The 23553-nt window shown below is 51.9% G+C and carries 20 protein-coding genes; 19 read left to right on the forward strand and 1 reads right to left on the reverse strand.

Annotated features, from left to right (window positions below; translation table 11 throughout):
- Positions 1-459: 459 nt before the first annotated feature.
- Positions 460-3711 carry an EAL domain-containing protein gene (locus C7W93_RS10555; protein WP_161539918.1) on the forward strand — a complete coding sequence of 1084 codons (3252 nt, stop codon included), beginning with the start codon at positions 460-462 and terminating at the stop codon, positions 3709-3711.
- Between the two features lie 7 nt (positions 3712-3718).
- On the opposite strand, the gene C7W93_RS10560 is transcribed toward C7W93_RS10555, so the two are convergent.
- Positions 3719-4432, reverse strand: coding sequence for a haloacid dehalogenase type II (locus tag C7W93_RS10560; RefSeq protein WP_108439960.1), 714 nt, complete (start codon positions 4430-4432; stop codon positions 3719-3721).
- Between the two features lie 211 nt (positions 4433-4643).
- Between C7W93_RS10560 and C7W93_RS10565 the strand changes: the two genes are divergently transcribed.
- The 18 genes from C7W93_RS10565 (at position 4644) to gspF (ending at position 23548) form a co-directional block, all read left to right on the forward strand.
- The gene (locus C7W93_RS10565) at positions 4644-5267 is read left to right on the forward strand and encodes a flavin reductase family protein (RefSeq protein ID WP_108439961.1); all 624 of its coding nucleotides are present in this window, start codon (positions 4644-4646) and stop codon (positions 5265-5267) included.
- 167 nt (positions 5268-5434) lie between these two features.
- Positions 5435-6121 (forward strand): glutathione S-transferase family protein, encoded by a 687-nt coding sequence (locus C7W93_RS10570; protein ID WP_108439962.1) that lies wholly within the window; start codon positions 5435-5437, stop codon positions 6119-6121.
- Between the two features lie 38 nt (positions 6122-6159).
- Complete coding sequence (locus tag C7W93_RS10575; protein WP_108439963.1) at positions 6160-6636, forward strand: nuclear transport factor 2 family protein; 477 nt, start codon at positions 6160-6162, stop codon at positions 6634-6636.
- 298 nt (positions 6637-6934) lie between these two features.
- Entirely contained in the window at positions 6935-7498 is a 564-nt protein-coding gene (gene ahpC / locus C7W93_RS10580) for an alkyl hydroperoxide reductase subunit C (protein ID WP_108439964.1), read from the forward strand.
- A gap of 88 nt (positions 7499-7586) precedes the next feature.
- Positions 7587-9185, forward strand: a complete 1599-nt coding sequence (gene ahpF, locus C7W93_RS10585; protein ID WP_108439965.1) for an alkyl hydroperoxide reductase subunit F — start codon at positions 7587-7589, stop codon at positions 9183-9185.
- Between the two features lie 819 nt (positions 9186-10004).
- Positions 10005-11750 (forward strand): hypothetical protein, encoded by a 1746-nt coding sequence (locus tag C7W93_RS10590; RefSeq protein ID WP_108439966.1) that lies wholly within the window; start codon positions 10005-10007, stop codon positions 11748-11750.
- Positions 11751-11858: 108 nt separating this feature from the next.
- Positions 11859-12953, forward strand: coding sequence for a hypothetical protein (locus C7W93_RS10595; RefSeq protein ID WP_108439967.1), 1095 nt, complete (start codon positions 11859-11861; stop codon positions 12951-12953).
- Between the two features lie 45 nt (positions 12954-12998).
- A complete protein-coding gene (gene gspG / locus C7W93_RS10600; protein ID WP_108439968.1) occupies positions 12999-13442 on the forward strand; it encodes a type II secretion system major pseudopilin GspG in 444 nt (147 codons plus the stop codon).
- A gap of 62 nt (positions 13443-13504) precedes the next feature.
- A complete protein-coding gene (locus C7W93_RS10605) occupies positions 13505-13978 on the forward strand; it encodes a GspH/FimT family pseudopilin (protein WP_225869804.1) in 474 nt (157 codons plus the stop codon).
- A complete protein-coding gene (gene gspI, locus C7W93_RS10610; RefSeq protein ID WP_201747188.1) occupies positions 13979-14380 on the forward strand; it encodes a type II secretion system minor pseudopilin GspI in 402 nt (133 codons plus the stop codon).
- Positions 14370-15038, forward strand: coding sequence for a type II secretion system protein J (locus tag C7W93_RS10615; protein WP_108439970.1), 669 nt, complete (start codon positions 14370-14372; stop codon positions 15036-15038). Before gspI ends, C7W93_RS10615 begins: the two co-directional genes overlap by 11 nt.
- On the forward strand, positions 15035-16006 hold the full coding sequence (gene gspK / locus C7W93_RS10620) for a type II secretion system minor pseudopilin GspK (protein WP_108439971.1): 972 nt from the start codon (positions 15035-15037) through the stop codon (positions 16004-16006). The genes C7W93_RS10615 and gspK overlap by 4 nt, the downstream gene beginning before the upstream one ends.
- A gap of 14 nt (positions 16007-16020) precedes the next feature.
- Positions 16021-17346: a type II secretion system protein GspL gene (gene gspL, locus C7W93_RS10625; RefSeq protein WP_108439972.1), complete on the forward strand. Its 1326-nt coding sequence runs from the start codon at positions 16021-16023 to the stop codon at positions 17344-17346.
- The gene (gene gspM, locus C7W93_RS10630; protein WP_108439973.1) at positions 17343-17861 is read left to right on the forward strand and encodes a type II secretion system protein GspM; all 519 of its coding nucleotides are present in this window, start codon (positions 17343-17345) and stop codon (positions 17859-17861) included. The genes gspL and gspM overlap by 4 nt, the downstream gene beginning before the upstream one ends.
- A 90-nt stretch (positions 17862-17951) precedes the next feature.
- The gene (locus C7W93_RS10635) at positions 17952-18737 is read left to right on the forward strand and encodes a type II secretion system protein N (protein WP_108439974.1); all 786 of its coding nucleotides are present in this window, start codon (positions 17952-17954) and stop codon (positions 18735-18737) included.
- Complete coding sequence (gene gspD, locus C7W93_RS10640; protein WP_108439975.1) at positions 18734-20881, forward strand: type II secretion system secretin GspD; 2148 nt, start codon at positions 18734-18736, stop codon at positions 20879-20881. The genes C7W93_RS10635 and gspD overlap by 4 nt, the downstream gene beginning before the upstream one ends.
- Positions 20878-22323: a type II secretion system ATPase GspE gene (gene gspE, locus C7W93_RS10645; RefSeq protein WP_108439976.1), complete on the forward strand. Its 1446-nt coding sequence runs from the start codon at positions 20878-20880 to the stop codon at positions 22321-22323. Before gspD ends, gspE begins: the two co-directional genes overlap by 4 nt.
- A gap of 4 nt (positions 22324-22327) precedes the next feature.
- A complete protein-coding gene (gene gspF, locus C7W93_RS10650; protein ID WP_108439977.1) occupies positions 22328-23548 on the forward strand; it encodes a type II secretion system inner membrane protein GspF in 1221 nt (406 codons plus the stop codon).
- Positions 23549-23553: the final 5 nt, after the last annotated feature.

A 23553-nucleotide genomic window follows, 5' to 3' on the forward strand; every position in this document is an offset into this window, starting at 1 on the left:
TAACAACTTATCGTTGTGTAATTGCGACCTATTTACGGCCTTCACTTTTCTGATGACGATAGATTAATAAAACTGTAGTATGTGCCGATGAGCAACACCATCAAGGAGCGCTCAATGCGCACGCACACTTATAAAATGCCCCTGAACAGCCTCACGCACCGACAGTAAAAGGCTCCAAGCGCACCCAAATACCCGCCTGATCAGTTCCCCGAAGGTCGCCGCCACATGACGACCAACGATAATGGCGGTCCCACTCTTTTCGATTGTACTTTCCGACGGCACTTTCCAACTGGATTGTAGGATATCTTGAATAACACGATCCCTCCTTTAAACGAACCGGCTCTGGAGCGGCCGGACGCAATGGAAAACCTGGCCACGCACGAGCCGCGACCTAACTTCCGTTCGAGGTCGATATTAGACCTTATTGTGCAAACAGACGATCCCAAACAGGCGCTCCGCATGCAGCGCTATTTCATGGCCGCCGGTACTTCGTTTCTGGCGATTTGCCTGATGTTTGTCTGCTATCTTCAAGGCGTTTTATCCATGAGCGCCTTCCAGCAAAGCGCGGCTCTGGCGATGCTGGCGATGCTGATTTTTTACAGCATGTTCCGCAGTGGATACAATCTGCGGTTCAGCGATCCTAATCTGGCCATTCCACAAATGTCGGTGACAACGCTGGTGATTCTATACACCATGTACGTGGCAGACAGCGGGCGGGCCGTGTTCGTTATCATGCTGTTGATGGCTTTTCTGTTCAGTGTGTTACAGCTGCCGAGCCGCACGTTACTGCAATGCGCGGGCGGCATCTTGGCTGGCTATGCCGCAGTGATCGGCTTGTTACAGCACTTTAAGCCACACACGCTCAATCTGCAATTGGAGCTGTTGCAATGGCTGGCGCTTGCGCTAACCTTGCCGTGGTTCGCCATGATGGGCGGTTTTATCAGCGGACTGCGCAAACAATTGCGTCAAAGCAACACCCAATTAGCAGGCGTATTGCAACGGGTTCAGGCCAGTGAATCAAGTCTGGCACAGGCGCAAAGAATGGCCGGGCTAGGCAACTGGTCGATTGATCTGGCGCAGGGTTCTGCCGTCTGGTCGCTAGAGACCTATCGCCTGTTAGACATTGATCCGGCAGAACCGGCCCTGATAGGTGCACCTTTCTTGCAGCGCGTACACCCAGAAGACCGTGCAGATTACAAGGCGCTGATGGCCCTTATTTTGTCCGATAGCGATACGATCATCACCGACGTCGATACACAGTTTCGCATCACCCGACCCAATGGCGAACTGCGCTGGGTGCATGTACTGGGAAAGCCGATCCGCTCTGACGATGGTCGCGCAACGTTCTTGCACGGCACCATCATGGATGTCACTGCCCGCATTGCGCAAGAAGAAGCGCTGACTTTGGCACACGACGAAGCATCGGCGGCAAGGGCCACACTGGTCGATGCCATCGAAAGTCTGAACGATGCCTTCGGTCTGTTTGATGCAACCGATCGACTCGTCTTATGCAACCGTAAGTACGTCCACAATTTTACGTATTTCAATCGCTTCGAAGATGTTGCGGGGCTGCAATTTGAAGATTTGGTGCGCATGTCACTGACCAAAGGGGAAATGATCGAGACCGCCTTCAAGGGCGATACCGAAGCCTGGGTCACAGAACGCATCCGCCGCCATCGTGCGCCCGTCCCAGAGCCGTCTATTTTGCAATTCACCGATGGCCGCTGGTTTCAAGTGAATGAACAACATACACGTGGCGGCGGTATAGTCGGCATCCGCAGAGATATCAGCGCGCAGAAGCAGCTTGAGCAGCGTCAGGCCATGGAGTTCGCGGTCACGCTATTGCTTGCCGAATCTGAAACCCTTAACGTCGCCATGCCAAAAATCATACAAACCATGTGCGAAACGCTGGGATGGGATTGCGGTGTCTGCTGGCACTGGGACAAAACAGAGCAACTCTTTCAGCGCGACGACGCATGGAGTATCGGATTGCCAGAGATCGCCGCATTTGTATCAACAGGCAACCAGCATCGCCCAACCGCAGAAGCGCAGGAATTAATAGAATGCGTCTGGACCAGTGGCGAACCTGTCTGGATCGAAAATGTTGTCTCAAAACTCATGCCATTTGCAAACGCGGCATCGTCCGAAACTTCGGACGTTTTACGCGCTGCCGTCGCCGCAAAAGCAGGACTGCGCGCGGCGTTTGGCTTTCCCATCAAAATCGGGGCCGAATCTTACGGCGTGATGGAATTTTATGTCCGCGATGTTCGCGCCCAAGACAACGATCTATTATCTGTAGCACGCGCAATCGGTTTGCAAATCGGCCAATTTATCGGACGTAAAGCGGCGGAAGACGAAATCTGGCAATTAGCTTTTTACGACCCCCTCACCCGATTACCCAATCGACGACTATTGGTCGATCGCTTGCAACTGGTTATCGCAAGAAATTCTCGTCACAAAGAACACAGCGCATTATTTTTCATCGATCTTGATAACTTCAAAACCATTAACGACACGCTCGGTCATGACAAAGGCGATCTGCTGCTGCAACAAGTCGCCATTCGTCTATCCAGCTGCGTGCGGGCCGCAGACACCGTCGCGCGCCAGGGCGGTGATGAGTTTGTCGTCATGGTCAATGAACTCAGCCACGACGAAGAGAAAGCCGCGCTGCAAGCAGAAAGTATCGGCGGCAAAATACTTAACCTGCTCAACCAACCCTATCAATTGGCGGAGCACGTTTATCGCAGCACATCCAGTATCGGCATCACGTTATTCGACGGTCGCGTAGTCTCTACAGACGACCTGCTGAAACGCGCCGATCTGGCCATGTATCAAGCCAAATCGGCGGGCCGAAACACCTTGCGCTTTTTTGAGCCAGACATGCAAGCCGCCGTTATGGCACGCGCTGAATTGGAAATCGATCTGCGACGCGGACAACAAGACGCGCAATTTATTCTCTACTATCAGGCCCAAGTTGATCGTACCGGTCACTGGACCGGGGCCGAAGCTTTAATTCGCTGGCAACATCCGAAGCGCGGTCTGGTCCCGCCAGCCGAATTTATTTCCACCGCAGAAGAGACCGGGCTGATCCTGCCTTTGGGTCGATGGGTAATGGAAACCGCCTGCGTACAACTTGCCGCGTGGGCGCGCCGACCTGAAATGTCGCATCTGACGCTGGCTGTCAATGTCAGCATGCGCCAGTTCCGCCAGCCGGATTTTGTAAAACAGATCACCGAACTGCTCGACGCTACCGGAGCCGATCCCCGCAAGCTGAAGCTGGAATTAACCGAGAGTATGTTGCTGGATGATGTGGAAGACATCATCATCAAAATGAGCGCGCTAAAAGCATTGGGCGTACGCTTCTCGCTCGATGATTTTGGGACTGGTTACTCGTCCCTGTCCTATCTCAAACGCCTGCCTCTCGATCAACTCAAAATAGATCAAACCTTCATCAGAGACGTTCTCACCGATCCGAACGATGCCGCCATTGTGCGCACTATCGTAGCGCTGGCCCAAAGCCTGGGCTTGTCGGTCATCGCCGAGGGAGTTGAAACCGCGCCGCAGATTGATTTCCTTGCCAACAACGGCTGCGACGCCTATCAGGGCTACTTGTTTAGTCACCCGTTACCATTAGAGCAGTTTGAATCGCTGCATCTGCGAGACGTGCATTCAATTAATAGCGGCCATTCCAGTGCCCCCACCGTGCATTAAAACTGCATCATTTTGCGCCGACAATCGCGACCAATTCCGCAAGACTAGTGATCTCGCCATCGGGCGTCGCGGGAATACGTTCGGCAGCTTGAGATAATCGATTACACCATACCACCCGAAAACCGAACGCTTTCGCTGAATACGCATCCCAGCCATTCGACGACACAAAACATATCTCCTCAGGCCGCACTCCAAATCGATCAACCGCCAATTGATACACCGACGGATGCGGCTTAAATACTCCCACATCGTCCACCGACAACACGGCATCGAGCAGATGAGCGATACCGGCATTATTTACCGCGCTGGCCAGCATCGCCGACGAACCATTCGAAAGGATGGCGGTTTGGATACCGCTGGCTTTCAGCGCAGATAACGCCGTGTCAACTTCGGGATAGGCGTGCAGCCTCAGATACAGTCCCATTAAGCGCTCTCGCAATTGCGGGTCTTCCAGCTGAAAACTCTCTAGCGTAAAGTCGAGCGCATTCCCGGTAACCTCCCAAAAATCCGCGTGCTGCCCGTTCAGACTGCGCAGCCAGGCATATTGCAATTGTTTGTTGCGCCACATGTCGGCCAGCGGTCGCCATTTTTCACCGAGCACGTCTTGCGACTGTTCGGCGGCACTACTGACATCGAACAGGGTGCCATAAGCATCGAAAACGCAAGCCCGGATATTCGGGAGTTTGAGGGGCAATGCAGGTAAGGATGTGAGGGATGACATTATTTATTTCCAAAAAAATGGCCGGATCGGTGTTGACAGTATCACCGCAATTTGAGAATTATGGCGATCACGCGCAAATGCGACCCGGCTCTCGCGATAAGTCGATTGCTGGTACGCTGACGGCTGCGCAATATCATTCATTTGACGCTGCAATTATTCGGATGCTGGCCTTAGCTTTCTTAACTTTTCCAATCAAAATATCTCCATCACCATGTCAGACGCCATTCATTTTTATCAGCCGTCGCAAGGCCACCGCCTGCCGCACGATCCGTTTAACGCGATTGTCGGGCCCCGCCCTATTGGATGGATTTCCTCGCAGAACGCGGAGGGTGGACTTAATCTGGCACCGTATAGTTTTTTCAACGCGTTCAATTACATTCCGCCTATCGTTGGTTTTTCTAGTATTGGGCGTAAAGATACGCTGAATAATATTGAAGCTACGGGTGAGTTTGTGTGGAATTTAGTTACGCGTCCGTTGGCGGAGGCGATGAATCAAAGTTGTGCTGCCGTTGCGGCCGATGTCAATGAATTTACGCTAGCGGGGTTGACGCCGGTCAGCTCAACTATTGTTCGACCGCCGCGCGTTGGGGAAAGCCCGGTTTCGTTTGAATGTAAATTGACGCAGATTGTACAGTTGCGTAATACGGAGGGGACGGCTGTTGAAAGCTGGCTTGTGTTAGGGGAAGTGGTTGGCGTGCATATTAATAAATCCTTGTTGCGTGAGGGGATTTACGATACCGCTGGGGCTGAGCCTATCTTGCGGGGTGGTGGGCCGGGGGATTATTTTCAGGCGCTGCCTGAGGGTTTGTTTCGGATGTATCGGCCGAGGGGTTAATAGGTTTAATTGGATTTGGGTTTACCGTTATTTAATACGGATTTTGTTCCGTAGAGGCAAGCCGTATTAAATAACAATGCCCCCCTGAACGATTCAGAGGATAAGTGTATTATCAGCAGACACGGTTTTTAACACCACGTAAAAGAGACTGTAAAAGGATCCCCAGCATGATCAAATTCTATTACCACCCATCCCCAAATCCACTAAAAGTCGCACTCTTCCTGGAAGAATCCGGCCTCCCGTATGAAGCAATCCCAGTAGACACCCGCAAAGGCGAACAACACCTCCCTGCCTTCCTGCAAATCAATCCAAACGCCAAAACCCCCGCCATAGTAGACGGCGACGCAACAGTATTCGACAGCAACGCCATCCTCCTTTATTTAGCGGAAAAATCCGGTCAATTCTTACCAGAAAACACCCCGGCGGCACGTGGCCAAATGCTCTCCTGGCTGATGTTTATTGCCAGCGGCATCGGCCCCTACTCCGGCCAGGCAGTCCACTTCAAACACTTCGCCCCAGAACCAAAAGAATACGCCGTCAATCGCTATGGATTCGAAGCCGAACGCCATTACGCCATCCTCGATGCGCAACTAGCCAAACACCGCTATCTGCTAGGCGACACCTATACATTAGTCGACATGGCCGTCTGGGGCTGGGCCCGCGCAGTCCCCTTCATACTCGGCCCCGATGCCTGGGCCACGCTACCAAACTTAAAACGTCACTTTGACGAAATTAACGCCCGCCCCGCCGCCCAGCGCGCCGAAGCACTAAAAACAAAGTTCACCTTCAAAACTGAAATGGACGAGGAAGCCCGCAAACAAATGTTCCCGCAAAACGCGCGTTTGGTGGCCTGATTACTATCACATTCGCACACATTTGATCGAGGTTATCCATGACACAAAACGCAACCAGACCACCTCTGCCACCGTTCACACTAGAAACCGCGCGGCAAAAAGTACGTGCCGCCGAAGACGGCTGGAACACCCGCGATCCCGAGCGCGTATCACTAGCCTACACAGTCGACAGCAAATGGCGCAACCGGGCAGAATTCATCACCGGCAGAAACGAGATTGTCGATCTGCTAACGCGTAAATGGAATCGTGAGCTAGACTATCGCCTGATCAAAGAACTATGGGCCTTCACAGACAATCGTATCGCCGTCCGTTTTGCTTACGAATGGCACGATGACGCAGGCAACTGGTTTCGCTCTTATGGCAATGAAAATTGGGAATTTGACGCCGATGGGTTGATGGCAATACGCCATGCCAGCATCAACGATCTGCCGATCAAAGAAACCGATCGCCACTTTCACTGGCCATTAGGACGTCGCCCTGATAACCATGCCAGCCTGAGTGATCTCGGATTGTAAAAAGTTATATTTCTGCTATATCGGCATTTTCTACACAGCCGTTTCCAACCCAAAGGAAACGGCTTTTTTATGACAGCAGCGGGTGACGTTTTAAAAAAGCCGCTGTCTATCGATGTCCACGGACTTTCTAAACAAGCCTATGAAAGGAAATTTACTCTTCTATAGATAGTTTTATGCGCTACCGAGGATCAATGATAGTTAAAATTTATTGAATACTATTTAATAATCAATTTTACATATCAATTGAAAATCCCTAAACTTCAGTCTTACTTACTCACCACCCAAAAGGAACAACACAATGTCTCTGATCAATACACAAGTAAAACCATTCAAAGCAAACGCCTATCACAACGGTAAATTCATCGAAGTGAGCGAAGAGTCCCTGAAGGGCAAATGGTCAGTTTTTGTGTTTTACCCAGCTGACTTCACATTCGTCTGCCCAACAGAATTGGAAGACTTGGCTGATAACTACGCTGAATTCCAAAAACTGGGCGTTGAAGTCTACGGCATTTCGACCGACACCCATTTCGCGCACAAAGCATGGCACGACACATCAGAAGCCATCAAGAAAGTGCAATACCCACTGATCGGTGACCCTACTACTGTTCTGTCACGCAACTTCGAAGTATTGATCGAAGAAGAAGGCCTGGCACTGCGCGGTACTTTCGTCATCAATCCAGAAGGTCAAATCAAGGTTCTGGAAGTCCATGACAACGGCATCGGCCGTGATGCTTCAGAATTGCTGCGTAAAGTAAAAGCAGCGCAATACGTCGCATCACATCCAGGTGAAGTTTGCCCGGCAAAATGGACTGAAGGCGCAGCAACATTGACACCATCGCTGGATTTGGTTGGCAAGATCTAAGAATCTGAAAAGATTCTTTTAGTAATACCGACGCCGGTCGGGAATTGTCCTGACCGGCTTCACAAAAAAATTGAATGGAAAGCACATCATGCTAGATGCAAATCTCAAAACCCAGTTGAAAACCTATTTAGAAAAGGTCGTGCAGCCGATTGAGATCGTCGCGTCTCTCGATGATAGCGACAAATCTCGCGAACTTCAGGCTATGCTCCAGGAAATCCTCCTGTTGAGCGAGCGTATTTCGCTAGTTGAGCGCACTGACGATACCGAGCGCAAGCCATCGTTCAGCATTAACCGCCCAGGAACCGATATCAGCGTGCGTTTCGCCGGTATTCCGTTAGGCCACGAATTCACATCATTAGTATTAGCGCTGCTGCAAGTCGGCGGCCACCCGGTCAAACTAGACGATGCGGTGATCGAACAAATCCGCAATCTGGATGGCGACTATCAGTTTGAAACATACATTTCGCTATCCTGCCAAAGCTGCCCTGAAGTCGTTCAGGCACTGAACGTGATGTCGATCATCAACCCACGTATTCGCACAGTCACCATCGACGGTGCGCTGTTTCAAAAAGAAGTTGAGACACGCCAAATCATGGCCGTGCCAACGATGTATTTGAATGGTGAAGTGTTCGGTCAAGGCCGTTCAGGCGTTGAAGAAATTCTTGCCAAACTTGACTCCGGTGCCAGCGCCCGTCAGGCAGCACAACTTAGCACTAAAGAAATTTTCGACGTTCTAATCGTCGGCGGCGGCCCTGCTGGCGCGGCGGCGGCAATTTATGCAGCACGTAAAGGCATTCGCACCGGCGTCGTCGCTGAGCGCTTTGGAGGCCAAGTTCTGGATACATTGTCGATTGAAAATTTCGTATCAGTAAAGGAAACCGATGGACCGCATTTTGCGGTCGCGCTGGAACAGCACGTCAAATCCTACGAAGTCGATATCATGAATCTGCAACGCGCTGAAAGTCTGGTAGCGGGCAAGATAATTGAAATTAAAACCGCTAGCGGCGCGATCTTAAAAAGCAAAACCGTGATTCTGGCGACCGGCGCACGTTGGAGAGAAATCAACGTCCCCGGCGAGCAACAATATCGTAACCACGGCGTTGCATATTGCCCGCATTGCGACGGTCCGCTATTTAAAGGCAAACGCGTTGCGGTCATCGGCGGCGGCAATTCCGGAGTGGAAGCAGCGATCGATCTTGCCGGTATCGTGGCCCACGTAACGTTGATTGAATTCGGTGCAGAACTGCGCGCCGATGCCGTGCTGCAACGCAAATTGAAGAGCTTGCCAAATGTGACTATTCATACCTCAGCCCAAACCACCGAGATTCATGGCGACGGCAAAAAGGTCAATGGATTGAGCTACACAGATCGTGTTTCTGGTGACAGCAAAAAAGTCGAACTGGAAGGCGTATTCGTTCAGATAGGCTTAGTGCCGAACACCGAATGGCTCAAAGGCACGGTCGCTTTATCGCGTCACGGCGAGATCGAAATCGACGCCAAGGGACAAACATCCATCCCAGGCGTATTTGCAGCAGGCGACGTCACAACTGTGCCGTTCAAACAGATCGTGATTGCTGTTGGTGAAGGCGCAAAAGCTTCACTAAGCGCGTTTGATCACTTGATCCGTTCGTCGTTTGACGATGAAGAAGTCGCAGCGCCAGTGGAGAAAATTGCTGTTGCAGCATAAGCTAACAAAATAAAGTTGAGAAATCAGTTGGATAAAAAGGGCAGCCACATAGGCTGCCCTTTTTTTATATCGCACGGATTGCGCAAAAAATTGTAAGACAAAAACACGTAATCAAAACATCAGAACACTTCCAAACGCCTGCCACCACGCCAGTTCAGTTCAGTTCAGTCCTATCCCTGCCATGCTGGCGATAACAATGTTCCCTGAGTGCATTTACTGAATTTCCAGCCGCATCAGCATGCGTCAGATTTTCGACACAGGTTTCGACAATCCCATAAAAATCACATTGATTGCGTATGAGCTGAAGAGGCAAAGGCCGAAACGGTAGAAAAGGTTAATGTAATAACACAGCAAAAAAAATTATGTCTTGCACCAAATATGGATTTATTTATTTTATTAATTTTCACATCCCAACATCAAACATCGGCACGTTTTTGTGTCTGCCCTCAAGTTTCGAAGAGTAACTGAAGCCAAACACGACTCCTATCGCTAACACGCTAGTTTCGATCGGGCGAAAAAATTATCTAAAAGTTAATTGAATAATCGAAAATGGCTAAGAAAGGGAGGGGAAAAGAGCAGAAATACAACACTCAGTTAGTCCAAAAATCTCCCCACTTTGCAACAAATTGTTACACCCTTTCACTCTATATTGATATTTATCCCTCCATTATTTCGTGTTTTTTCATTCTATTTGCACTCAATAAATATAACCAATATGCAAATAATTGATTTTCCTGGTGTTACTATTTGGAAATTAGTTGACTTTCACCTACCTTTAATCAAACGTTTTACCGGCAATAAGCCTAAATGGAGCTTCCAATGATCGATAAAAAAAATACATTATTGTCTGTTGCCGTTGCATTGGCACTGGCAGCTTGCGGCGGCGGCGGCGGATCGACATCGACCCCAACCCCAACAGCTGCATCGACTACTTCAGGTAAGGCAGTTGATGGCTATTTAAGCGGTTCTGCGGTTCTCTGCGATACCAACAAAAACGGCGTGGCCGACACTGGCGAAGCAGTTGTCTTGACCGATGCACAAGGTAATTTCACATTCACCACAGCTTGCGCCAGCAACATCGTTGTATCAGGCGGTACTAATATCGACACAGGGCTACCATTTACCGGCGTTCTTAAAACGACGGCTGGCAGCACTGTTGCAACACCGATCACAAGTTTAATGGTGGATGCCGGTCTGACAAATGCACAGGTTGCTGCATTTCTCGGCCTTCCAGTCGGCACGGATCCAACCAAGTTGGATCCATCGGCAACTACCAATGGTGTGCTGAATAATCCAGACGCCCTAAAGAGAACTCTGGCACTACAACAAATCATTCAGCAAACGACCAATACCATCGCAACGCTGGGTGGAAATACTACCGTAGCAGCACTCCAGGCTATTTATCTTAATGTGGTAAAAGCCGTGACAGCAGCCCTTGTCGCCAATCCGACAGCGTCCCTGATCGATGCAAGTGGCAATGTCAGCAGCGGATTAGTAAACAACGTAGTCCAGCAATCAGTCACTAACGTCGCAACGTCATCAGACCCAACGCTCGTCAACGTAAAAACCATTGTTGCTACCTTTAGCCCGAGCAGGATTGCAGCGGTAGCCACGGCGGCAATCACCGCAGAGGCACAAACCCTGGCAACAACCACAAATTCGCTAACATTAACTAAGGCGATGCAATCAGATAACACCATCGCAAATGCAGTGAATGCCGTTGGGCCACTAATGCTCCCAACGAACACACAGCCTCTGACAACGTTCGCCAGTGCATTGAGTGGTTTAGCCTCGGCGAATACGACAATCTATGTATCACCACAAGCGGCACTTGCAGCAGAAACCGCTGCAGCAAATAGCTTAAATTCTGCGGCAAGTGCCGTAGGCCAGACTGTTGACGCAACCAAATTCAGTGCGCCAACCAACTATCTGGCGATAACCAACGACCAAATCGCGATTAATGGCACCACGTACACTCTCACCCAGTTGACCAGCGGTGTCATTGTCACGAGCGCAAAGGTAGCTTCTGTCGATACATTTGCACTTCCACTAAGCATCAACGGAACGCCGATTCCAGCGAATGCTAACGGGATTAAAACTGCAACGATCAAGGTAGCGCTGGAATTGAAGGATACAGCCGCCACCAACCGTTTATTACAAGTAGCAATTGATACGGTGACGGTAACGCTCAATGCAAATGGTCAGCTATCGGCATCGGTTCCTGCCAGTGCCAAGATATACGTCTTTGGACAAACCAGCAGCGGTGTCACTGCGAATCTGACATTGAGCAATCCTGCCGCTACTTTGGTAACCGCCGGGGCGAATAATACGATCAGTTTCAATATGGGTGGACTGTTTTCTCAAATTGCCAGTACAACTCAGAACGCGGTATTGACCGACCTGCAAAATCTAAAAGGCAATCTGAACGTTAAGTTCGTTATGTCGACACTGGATTTGCGTACGTCTAATGGCACACCTACCCCGGCCGCATCGATTCTGGTCACTGGCGCAGGTCAACCGGCAGTAAGCGGTGAAGGCGTACAAGGAATTGTAACGGTGCAATAAGTCGTTTTACACGAAGAAACAAGGGCAGAGTTTTTCACGCCCTTGTTTTTTTTCGCAAAAAATTGGTCTCTCGTCGATTTTCCGTAGCATTTATATGAAGCCGCTCGTATGAAAAAACTATGTTATTCAATCGCACTGCTAGTTGGCAGCACGCAGTTGGCGTCTTTAGCAGTAGCAGCGCCAATGGATGCATTTTTGTCTGCAAATCAAAGCAGCACCCCGGGCGAAGTCCAGGTGGAAGCAGCGTATGACATGGTCAATAGCACTGTCGACGTCTTCAATTTGAGGGGCAAAGATACGACCTATAGCGGCACCAATGTGGGTGACTATCATGGCGGACATATACGCGTCGGTGTTGCCGTCACTTCCAGGCTGTGGCTTGATGCCGGCTTTTGGGAAAGACGTATTCAGTACAAACCAGACGTCGCCAAAATCAATACCTGGCAATTGGCCGGGCAGTACAAAATATTTGAAGGTTCAGGCTACCAGCCAAACGTTGCGATCAGGCTCGGCGCTTGGGGCAACTATGCCGACAATCTGACCAAATCGTCGCCTACCACGGTGAACGGCACAACGTTGAGTTCAGTCACAGCCGTCAATCCGAAAGACGTGCAATACCAGCTTGATCTGATTGGTACGTCGAAGATTATGGAACATACAGAACTAACGTTGTTTGGCGGAGTCGGTGCCAGCCGCGTCACGGTGGGTTCAGTTACAGGCACCGCCAGCAGGGGTGGCTGTAATTACAATGTGGCGTTCGGGCCAACCGACACGGTCGGGACTTTAGCGCAGTTATGTAACGCCAGCGTCGTCGTTGACCATTTCTCGATCCCAAACAGCAGTTCCGGGTTCAACGTCAACAATGAAACGCAATACACCGCGACTTTCTACCATGCCGGCGCGATGCTGAAGTGGCATGAAAATGATTGGCAAGTACGGGCAGGCTATCAGTTTCAATATATCAATCGCAATCACATCGACGACTTCATAAAAAGCCAAGGCGGGGTTGCCTACCATAGCAATCACATACTGATCGGCGAGGTTATGTATAAATTGCTGCCGAATACCAGTGTATTTTTGCGTGGTCAGTACATGACAAATCAATTTACCGGCGAAATCCCATTTGCCTACAACGCGCTAACAGCAAGTCGCTTTGATAAAAATTATGGCATCGTCAGTACCGGCCTGGTCATGACTTTCTAAGCATCTGCACAATCGGAATCAGGCAATTAAGTTTGCTTAACACTCATGCAAAAAAAAGCGCGCCACCCCTCTGTTCAACGAGGATTTACCCTGATCGAAATCATGGTCGTTGTCGTCATCATGGGGATATTGGCTGCGCTGGTCGTGCCTAAACTGATGGGACGCACCGACGATGCCCGCGTGATGGCCGCGCGGGCCGATATCTCCACCATCATGGCAGCACTAAAGCTGTACAAACTCGACAATCAACGCTATCCGACGACCGAGCAAGGCTTGCAGGCGCTAGTCACTAAGCCCGTCAGCGGCCCCGCGGCAAATGGCTGGAAAAGCGGCGGCTACATTGATAAAGTTCCCAATGACCCTTGGGGCAATCCCTACCAATTCCTGGCACCGGGGATCAAAGGCGAATGCGATGTTCTGTCTCTGGGTGCAGATGGTCTGCCTGGTGGCGAAGGCAACGATGCAGATATTGGCTCCTGGTCACTGTGATGCCCGTCACGGGGCCAAAAAAATGCCGTCGTCTTACTCCGCAATATCAGCACAGACTGAGTGTGCAAACAGCCGCTATACGCGGCTTTACGTTGTTAGAGTTACTCATCGTGGTCGTCATCGCAGGCATCACGCTGGGGCTAGTAACGTTTACCGCATTTCATAGCGATCGCCAGTCAATTCAGCGTGACGCTAAACGAATCGCCCTTCTGCTGCAATTAACACGTGAAGAAGCCATTTTGCGCAACCGTCCGACCGCTTTTGAAGCAGATGCAACTAGCTATCATTTTCTGGTACGTGAAGACAACGGCTGGCAATTGCTGCCACAAGATGACATTTTGCGGCAACGCGCCTTTGAACGCCCTCCCCTGCAGTTATTGATGCAACCGCCGCAGACCACCACCGCAGCACCGTATTCAGTGCGGATAATTTTCGGTCGCGAGCCAGTCGATAAGCCGTTTACCTTAACCTTAGCCAACGGTGAAAGCAGCGCCATCATCCGTGCCGACGGCATCGGTCATTTCTCGGTGGAATAGATGCGCGCTCCACTGATACGACCCTATTCTTACCGTCGCCATCCAATGGGCTTTACCTTGCTCGAAGTATTGGTAGCGTTGGTTATCGTCTGCACCGCACTGGGTGCCGGTCTGCGTGCTGTCGGCAGTTTGACGCAAAACAGCAGCGGGTTGCGCGCTGTGATGATGGCGACATGGTCAGCTGAAAATCGTCTCACAGAAATTCGTCTTGGACAAGAATGGCCCGCCATCGGCAATCGCTCTTTCAACTGCCCTCAGGGAGAGCGGCAATTGCTCTGCCAGGAGCAAGTATTCGGCACCCCAAACCCGTATTTCCGCCGCGTAGAAGTTGCAGTATTTGACGCTGCCAATCAACAACAACGCATCGTCAAACTGACGCAAATAGTACCTAATGCACACTAGGCCACTCCTCGCCCAGATCGTCCCAGCCAACGCACGCACTCAGCGCGATAAAACACGTGGTTTCACCTTGATAGAACTGATTGTCGCCATCAGCATACTGGCGTTAGTCGCGGTGCTGGGCTGGCGTGGACTTGACGGCATCGTGCGTGCCCGGGTCTCACTGAATGCAGAGATGGAAGAAACCCGCGCCATGCAACTGACCTTTGCCCAACTGCAAAGCGATGCCACGCATCTGGCACCCGCCAGCCTGATGTCGACACGCCCACTATTACTGGCGATGCAGGATCGGCTGCTATTGGTGCGCCTGATTTTTGCCGAGCAGCAGCCGATGCAGGTGCAAATAGTTGACTATCGTCTGCGCGACGGCAAACTGACCCGCACAGAATCCAACCCTACCCGCGACTTAAATACCCTCGATGCAATGTGGCAGTCTGCCCTCAACAATGCCGGAAATAGCGAACCGCAAACGGTCATATTACAGTCGCATATTGCAGCCTTGCAGATGCAGCTGTGGGATAGTCAGGCACGAGGCTGGCGTCCGGCTAACGCAATCGCTAGTCAAAACAGCAGCACCAACTGGAAAGGTTTGCAAGTTGCTTTGCAACTGCGCGGTCATTCCGGCAATATCGTCAAAACGTTCTTGTTAGGCGGCGTATGACGCGCGCGCTCAAACTCTTACCCACACAACGCGGCGTGGCAATAGTCACCGCCCTGTTGCTGGCCACACTCGCCGTTACCATTGTTGCCAGCCTGTTTTGGCAACAGCAAGTACAAGTGCGTTCAATTGAGAACCAGCGCCTGCAATTACAAAAAGAATGGATAATGCGTGGCGCGCTGGATTGGGCCAGCATGATTTTAAGCGCCGGTGGACGTCAATCATCAATCGATGATTTAGGTCAGCCATGGGCCACACCGTTGGCGGAAACCCGTCTCGACCAATATGTTGAAGAGAACCAGTCCAGCGATCATGTCGGCGATGCGGTCCTTTCCGGCAATATCGTCGACGCGCAATCTCGTTACAATCTGAACAACCTAAGCCTGAACGGCGTTGTCAATCCGGTTGAACTAGCCATTTTTGGACGCCTGCTCATCAATCTACGTTTGCCGGTTAATCTGGCAGCAGTCGCGGCGCAAAGCATCGCCAAATCTCAAGCCACAGCGCCGTCCACATCATCGGCGCAAGTAACGCCAGCCTCGTCCGTCAACGCTATTCTGCCTATGATGCAAGTGGACGATCTGTTGTCGCTGCCGGGCTTCAACACCGAAATACTGCGTCAACTACGCGACTTCGTCGTGTTTCTGCCGGAAGTAACGATGATCAACGTCAATACGGCCCCGGCAGAATTGCTGGCGGCACGTTTTGCCACATTATCTTTGGCGCAGGCCACTGCCTTAGTCGCTCTTCGTCGTAGCGTCCCCTTCAGAGATATCCCGAATCTGTCCGCGCAAATGAAAGCACTGTTCGGCCAAGATTTGACCGACATCACCAATGTGGGCCTATCCAGTAATTACTTTTTGGTCAATGGCAAGGTTCGTATGGGTCGCGCTACGCTCAACACCACCGCCCTGATCCAACGCATCAATAGCCGCACAAATACCAGCATTGTCTGGGTCAGGGACTATTAAATGGACAACTCGCTGTGAGTACCTTATTTATTCGGCTGCCAGCACGGGCCACGCTTAATTCATGTCATCCAATCGATGCATTTCACGCCGTCGCAGGGCCGTCTCTGCCAGATTGTAGTTACGCCCTGATTTCCAGGCAGAGCAGCATAATCCGCTCTGGCAATAAACAACTATCCGGTTTAGCCGAAGAAATCAGCGCATCCACACGCGTCGTGCTAATCCTGGCTGCGGTTGATGTCACCTTATTACAAATGCCCGTACCGCCAATGTCGGACGCCAAACTCAAGATGGCGCTGCCCCATCTGATAGAGGAGCAATTGCTGGTAGATCCCGGCGACTGCATCATTGTCGCTGCGCGTAAGAAAAAAAATGCAGCACCCAATGCAAACATCACCGCAACCGACAATAGAAGACTAATCGGTGTCGTGCAGCGCGACTGGCTGACGTTGCTGGTCCAGACAGTGCAAGCCCTCGGAGGGCATCAGCTTCACACAGTGCCTGCGCAACTTTGTTTGCCCATTGATGATGTCGGTGCTGCCATTGCTGCGGTGTCCGATCGAGGTGACGTAAATGAAATCACACTGCGGATTGCGGCTGATGACGGATGCGGCTGGTTGGCATCTAGCGTGCCCGGCCAGCCGATAGCGCAAGAAGTAGTCGATGGCTTAACCGCTATTTTGCCGCAACGCGCCATAACGCTATATGTCCCGGCATCAAGCGTTTCGGCCTATCAGGAATCTGCTGCAGGACAAGTCAGCGTGCGTGAGGATGACTGGTCGCTCTGGATTACCGGCGCACAAAAATTGATCAGCGACGGTGGCCTCGATTTGATGCAAGGACTCAACACGCAAGCCGCCACAACTGCTGTGAGTTGGCGTCGCTGGCGCTGGCCGATAGTACTGGCAACGCTACTGCTATTAATCAATATCATCAGCCTGAATGTGGAATGGTGGCAGATGCAATATGAAGCCCGCGGCATACGCGCTGGCATGCTGCAAAGCTACCGCATCGCCAATCCAAGTGCGACCGTCATCATCGACCCCATCGCACAAATGCAACAAAAAATCAGCGCTGCCAGAAGCGATAACGGACATGTTGCGTCGGACGATTTTGTCGCCCTTGCAGCTAATCTGGCCGATGCCCTGGCAACCGCGCCACAGAATCCCGCGCATGGCACGATTGATAGTCTCGAATACCGAGATCAACAATTACTCGTGCATTTTAAAACATCTGCGGATGCCGACGCCGCTGAAGCCGGCCTGCAAAAAGTCCGCGACACCAAGCAGTTCAGGCTATCAAAACCAAGTGCAGCCGCCTTGCAAATCGGAATCAACCCATGATGCGAACAACAGAAAAATTGCGGGCTTCGCTAAATGCGTTCTGGTCTCAACGCGACCAACGCGAACGACGCCTGCTTCGTTCAGCAAGTGTCATCATCGTGCTAGTACTGATTTATCTGGTCGGTATCAATCCAGCACTGCAAGGGCGTACAAGACTACAAAAAGAATTGCCCAATTTGCGTCAACAATCGGCGCAATTGCAGGCACTGATCGTCAAGGCTGCAGCTTTACCGCCACCTCAGACGCCAGGCACAGCGCCACCTCCAAAAGAAGGATTGACAGCATTGCTCAGCAGCAAAGGCCTAAAGCCGCAAAGCATCGCGGTGAGTGGCGACAGCGCCAAGCTGACCTTTTCGGGTATCGCTTTTTCGGCTTTATTTGACTGGCTTAACGAAGCGCAGAAAACCGAACATTGGAAGGTTGTCGATGCCAGCATCAACGCGTCCGGCGGCGCAACAACGCAACCAGATAGCGTCAACGCCACCGTCACGCTATCGCGGCAATCTAATGAATAATCGGCAGAGTACGGGTCAAGCCTTGCGTGGATCAAATAGCAGTGATTTTCAGCGGACTATTTCGATGCTAATGCGGTCGGTGCGCACGTGATGAGAACGTTCATTAAAGCAGGCATATGGACCGGTGCTGCTGTGCTCAGCGTATTGCTAAGCGTGTTGGTTTTTCTGCCAGCGGCATGGCTGGCACCGCTGGCAGAAAACGCCACCAACGGCAGAATCACGCTGGGCGATGCGCAAGGTTCTTTGTGGCGCGGTTCGGCCTTTATCGGTGCCGCGCCCAGCGGCAAAGATGCGGTGATGCCGCTGCTGCCGGGTCGCTTTAACTGGCGTCTTACGCCGCTGGTATTGATCGGCCGAGTAGACGCACGTCTGGAAAATCCGCAGGTACTCTCGGAACCGGTCAGCATCCGTGGCAACTGGCATGAGTGGACCATCACTGCCTCCAGCATGGCATTGCCAGCCGAACGATTGGCGGCATTGGGTGCGCCGTTAAATACGTTGCAACCATCCGGCAAACTGCGCTTAAGTTGGGCGCAACTCACGCTTGCACGGCAGGCGGATGGAGTTGATTGTTATGGCGACATGATGCTCGATATGCTGACAATGACAACCCGTTTAACCCCGCTCACACCGCTGGGGAGTTATCGCCTCAAACTTAACTGGCAAGGCAGGCGTGCAGGAATGACGCTACAAACATTGAACGGCGCACTGGTGCTGGCCGGGAACGGCAGCATCGATCAGGATCATTTTCAATTTTCCGGGACCGCGCAAGCGGCGGCAGGGCAGGAAGAAACACTCGCAGGCTTACTGGGATTTTTAGGTCAGCCGCGCTGGGTAGATGGCAAAAAAATTATCGGACTAGAGTTCAAATCATGAAAAACATAACCCGTCACACATACTCCTCAGCACGCAATGCCAAGGCCGCTGCGATCGCGCTGGCCACCTGCTTTACGCTCATTACAGCACAGCCGTCACTGGCAGCAAACGGCGACGACAATGCTCGCGGCCAGGCCGTCATGAATTTCGTTGGCGCTGATATAGTATCGGTGATCAAAGCTGTCGGGCTGTACACGAATACCACGTTTATAGTCGATCCAAGAGTTAAAGGAACCATCAATTTAGTTTCCGAAAAGCCGTTAACCAAAGCCGATGCATTTGCATTGCTGGCATCCACCCTGCGCTTGCAAGGTTATGCCGTCGTGCGTGGCGATGGTTTTGCCAAGGTCGTGCCAGAGGTAGACGCCAAGTTACAACTCCCAGCCAGCAGTAACGTCCCCATCAAGGGCGATCAGATCGCTACCCGTATTTTTTCATTGAATTATGAATCGGCCAACAATATCTTGCCCATTCTACGGCCCTTGATTTCACCCAACAATACGATTAATGTCAATCCGGGCAACAACACTTTAGTTGTTACCGACTATGCCGAAAATCTACAGCGACTGGGAAAAATGATCGCGGCACTCGATGTGCCAGCAGTCAGTGATCTGGACGTCATTCCGATCCGCTATGCAGTCGCCAGCGATATAGCAGTGATGGTGAGTAAATTACTGGATACCGGCGCAACTGCGTCGGCGGGTGGCGGTGCCAGCGACGGCCGCATCGTTATTCTGGCCGATTCCAGAACCAACTCGGTGATCCTTCGTGCACCATCAAGTGGCCGCGCTAATCTGGCAAAATCGCTGATCGCCAAGCTCGATCAACCGACCGCACAAGTCGGTAACGTTCACGTCGTTTATCTACGCAATGCCGATGCGGTAAAACTGGCACGCACGCTGCGCAATATGGTGACGCTCGAGACTTCCGCGACGATCGCTTCAGCATCGACTGCCGCCCCCAACTCAGGCTCGAACTCGGGCGGCATGCTACAAACATCGACAGGTGGATCAACATCTGCCATCACTGCAAATTCCGGCACTTCTTCGCAAGCAACGGACGCGCACGGTGCTGGTTTCATTCAAGCGGATGAGACGACCAATACCCTCATCATTACCGCCAGCGAGCCGGTGTATCGTAATCTGCGCGGCGTCATCGACCAACTCGATACGCGCCGTGCGCAAGTCTATGTCGAGGCATTGATCGTTGAAGTAACCGACACGCTAACCGCGCAATTAGGCGTGCAATGGCTAGGATTAAGCGGCAACAGCAGCAGCGCGTATCGCGTCGGCGGTGGCACCAGTTTTGGCACCGGCGGTGACAATATCGTGAATCAGGCATTATCACTAAGCGCAAGCACGGCCACTGCAGTACCGCCCAGCAATGGTTTAACGATAGGCATATTCAGACAGATTGCTGGAAAAATCGGCCTCGGTGCGCTAGCCCATGCGCTTGATGGCAAAGATGGCAGCAGCGTTTTATCGATGCCTAATTTGCTGACACTAGACAACGAAGAAGCAAAAATTATTGTCGGTCAGAATGTCCCGTTCATTACCGGCTCCTACGTCCCCAATTCAGGCGGCGCTGCACAGAATCCGTTCCAGACTATCGAGCGCAAAGATGTCGGCGTTGCGTTGCGCGTGAAACCGCATATCTCGGAAGGCGGCACGGTCCGCATGGAAATTTCGCAAGAAGTGTCCAGCGTCGACCCGACCAGTCTGACGAATGCGGCAGGATTGACGACCAATAAACGTTCGCTCGATACCAATGTCGTGATGGAAGACGGCGAAATCATTGTGCTCGGCGGTCTGATCGGTGACAACAAATCTGGCTCGGTACAAAAAGTACCATTGCTAGGCGATCTGCCCTTTATCGGCAACTTCTTTAAATATCAAAGTGGCTCCAGAGCCAAAACCAATCTGATGATTTTCTTACGTCCAACCGTGATCCGAAACAAGGATCAAAGCGGCACGGTAGTAGCAAACCGCTACGACTACATGCGTCAGGCACAAATCAGCGCGGAACCGGAAAAAAGCCTGCTAAAGGATTTTGGTTCAGCCGTCGTGCCCACGCAAGACTTGGGTGGCCCTTTTATGCAGCTGCCCCCAAAATCCACCCAACCAGTGTTGGATAACACGCCATGACATTTTCGCCAGCAGCTTCAGATAGCCGATTGTTACCTTATGCATTTGCGCGTAAATTCTCGTTGCTCGCGCATCATCCGGCCGGACTCGAAGGCCCGCTTGAACTGTTGGTATCAGCGCATACACAGACCAGCGCGATTGCAGAAGTCGGCAGACTGTTCGGCCCAATCCGCATGCGTACCATGCCATCCGATCAGCTTGATGCGGCTATCGCCAAAGCCTATGCCGGTGGCGGTGGCGATGCAGCACAGGTGGTGGATGACATTGAGACCGATTTTGATCTTGCCAAGCTGATGCAGGATTTACCAGCCATTCAGGATTTGCTGGAATCCTCCGATGATGCGCCGGTGATCCGCATGATCAATGCGCTATTAACACAGGCGCTGCGTGAAGGCGCTTCGGATATTCATATAGAACCTTTTGAACAAATTTCGGTTGTACGCTTTCGGATTGATGGCAATCTGCGGGACGTGGTGCGACCTAAAAAAGCCATCCACGCTGCATTAATTTCTCGCATTAAAATCATGGCGCAACTGGATATCGCAGAAAAACGATTGCCGCAAGACGGCCGCATCACGCTACGTGTTGGTGGCAAGCCCGTGGATGTCCGCGTCTCCACGCTACCAACTGGCCACGGCGAACGCGCCGTCCTACGCTTACTGGACAAAGAAGCTGCGCAGCTAGACCTGCAGCATCTCGGCATGAGCGATGACATGCAACAGACCTTCAGCCAACTGCTGGCGCAACCGCATGGCATCGTATTAGTAACCGGACCAACCGGCTCCGGCAAAACTACGACCTTATACGCCGCGCTGGCGCAACTCAACACCAATAGCGTGAATATTCTGACGGTCGAAGATCCCATCGAATACGCCTTGGCGGGGGTCGGTCAGACTCAGGTCAATGCGCGCATCGATATGAGCTTCGCCAAAGCACTCCGCGCGATATTGCGGCAAGATCCTGACGTGATTATGATTGGAGAAATCCGCGATCTGGAAACCGCGCAAATTGCCGTGCAGGCTTCACTGACCGGTCATCTGGTATTGGCAACACTGCACACCAACGATTCCGCCGCCGCTGTGACTCGCTTGCTAGACATGGGGATTGAACCGTTTTTGTTATCGTCCTCTCTACTCGGGGTAGTAGCGCAACGTCTGGTACGCAAACTGTGTACGCATTGTCGACGCCAGGACGGACAACAATGGCAAGCAGTCGGTTGCGAACAATGCGGCCATACCGGCTATCAAGGGCGCGTCGGCGTCTATGAACTGTTGCTTGCCACCGATGACATTCAGTCGTTGATCCATAACCGCGCATCCGAAGCCGATATCCAGAAAGCCGCACAACGCAACGGCATGCAGACCATGCGTCAAGACGGCGAACGTTGGCTGCTTGACGGTGCCACCACGCAAGCCGAGTTGCTACGTGTGACCAAGGAGTAACAGCGTGCCAGCATTTCGTTACGAAGCGGTCGACGCCATCGGTGCCACGATCAAAGGCGTACTCAACGCCGACAGCGCAAAAGCGGCCAGAATCGATTTGCGTGCGCAAGGCCTGTTGCCAATTTCGGTCGATGCGATTGCCCAGCAAATTGATGCGACAGGCAACCCGCAACGGCGTGGTTTTGGTGAGCGCCTGTCGACCATCGAAATCGCCCTATTCACACGTCAGTTAGCAAGTTTACTCGAAGCCGGGCTGCCGCTGGAACAGGCCTTAACTGCCTTGCTGGAACAGGCCGAACGCACCTATCAGCGCGATCTGATCGCCTCGATTCGCTCGGATGTCACTGGCGGCGCGTCGCTATCGGCAGCACTGGCAGCGCATCCGCGCGATTTTGCCGACATCTATCGGGCGCTAGTCGCCTCGGGTGAGCAAATCGGTCAACTGTCACGCGTCTTGTCCAGACTGGCCGATTACATCGAACGACGTAATACCTTGGTACAAAAAATAAAACTGGCATTCACCTATCCGGCAATCGTCACCGTGGTCGCCTTTGTCATTGTGATTTTTCTATTGACCTACGTCGTACCGCAGATTGTGGCCGTGTTTGCCAACACCAAACAGAAGCTGCCGTTACTGACGATATTAATGCTGGCGGTCTCCGATTTTGTGCGACATTACGGCTTGATAGTATTGGCAATAGTCATCGCTGCGGTCTTCAGCTGGCGCTCGGCATTAAAAAATCCGCAGACTAAAATGCGTTGGCATACCTGGTTATTGGGTGCGCCGCTTTACGGAAGATTTGAACGCAGCCTCAATACGGCGCGCTTTGCCAGCACGCTTGCCATTACCACAGGCTCCGGCGTACCGATTCTGAAGGCACTCCAAACCAGTCGCGATACCTTATCCAACGTCGCCATGCGGCAACAAGTCGATACTGCGGCCGCCAACGTCAGCGAAGGGGTTGGTCTGGCCCAGGCGTTAGCGCGTTACAAGCACTTTCCACCGATGCTGATTCACATGATCAGAGCGGGCGAAGCCACCGGAGAATTACCCGCCATGCTAGACCGCGCCGCCAACGCACAAGAGCAAGACCTGGAACGGCGCGCCATGATGCTTGCCGGTTTGCTAGAGCCTGCATTAATTCTGGCGATGGGCGTCGTGGTACTGCTGATCGTATTAGCCGTGCTGATGCCAATCATTGAAATCAACCAGTTGGTACGTTAAAAACT

It is taken from the genome of Glaciimonas sp. PCH181, assembly GCF_003056055.1.
Classification (GTDB): Bacteria; Pseudomonadota; Gammaproteobacteria; order Burkholderiales; family Burkholderiaceae_D; genus Glaciimonas.

Excerpts from the sequence above, each read along its gene's own strand:
- C7W93_RS10555 (WP_161539918.1), top strand. The coding sequence starts at position 460 with ATGCAGCGCTATTTCATGGCCGCCGGTACTTCGTTTCTGGCGATTTGC.
- C7W93_RS10560 (WP_108439960.1), bottom strand. The coding sequence starts at position 4,432 with ATGTCATCCCTCACATCCTTACCTGCATTGCCCCTCAAACTCCCGAAT.
- C7W93_RS10565 (WP_108439961.1), top strand. The coding sequence starts at position 4,644 with ATGTCAGACGCCATTCATTTTTATCAGCCGTCGCAAGGCCACCGCCTG.
- C7W93_RS10570 (WP_108439962.1), top strand. The coding sequence starts at position 5,435 with ATGATCAAATTCTATTACCACCCATCCCCAAATCCACTAAAAGTCGCA.
- C7W93_RS10575 (WP_108439963.1), top strand. The coding sequence starts at position 6,160 with ATGACACAAAACGCAACCAGACCACCTCTGCCACCGTTCACACTAGAA.
- ahpC (WP_108439964.1), top strand. The coding sequence starts at position 6,935 with ATGTCTCTGATCAATACACAAGTAAAACCATTCAAAGCAAACGCCTAT.
- ahpF (WP_108439965.1), top strand. The coding sequence starts at position 7,587 with ATGCTAGATGCAAATCTCAAAACCCAGTTGAAAACCTATTTAGAAAAG.
- C7W93_RS10590 (WP_108439966.1), top strand. The coding sequence starts at position 10,005 with ATGATCGATAAAAAAAATACATTATTGTCTGTTGCCGTTGCATTGGCA.
- C7W93_RS10595 (WP_108439967.1), top strand. The coding sequence starts at position 11,859 with ATGAAAAAACTATGTTATTCAATCGCACTGCTAGTTGGCAGCACGCAG.
- gspG (WP_108439968.1), top strand. The coding sequence starts at position 12,999 with ATGCAAAAAAAAGCGCGCCACCCCTCTGTTCAACGAGGATTTACCCTG.
- gspI (WP_201747188.1), top strand. The coding sequence starts at position 13,979 with ATGCGCGCTCCACTGATACGACCCTATTCTTACCGTCGCCATCCAATG.
- C7W93_RS10615 (WP_108439970.1), top strand. The coding sequence starts at position 14,370 with ATGCACACTAGGCCACTCCTCGCCCAGATCGTCCCAGCCAACGCACGC.
- gspK (WP_108439971.1), top strand. The coding sequence starts at position 15,035 with ATGACGCGCGCGCTCAAACTCTTACCCACACAACGCGGCGTGGCAATA.
- gspM (WP_108439973.1), top strand. The coding sequence starts at position 17,343 with ATGATGCGAACAACAGAAAAATTGCGGGCTTCGCTAAATGCGTTCTGG.
- C7W93_RS10635 (WP_108439974.1), top strand. The coding sequence starts at position 17,952 with ATGAGAACGTTCATTAAAGCAGGCATATGGACCGGTGCTGCTGTGCTC.
- gspD (WP_108439975.1), top strand. The coding sequence starts at position 18,734 with ATGAAAAACATAACCCGTCACACATACTCCTCAGCACGCAATGCCAAG.
- gspE (WP_108439976.1), top strand. The coding sequence starts at position 20,878 with ATGACATTTTCGCCAGCAGCTTCAGATAGCCGATTGTTACCTTATGCA.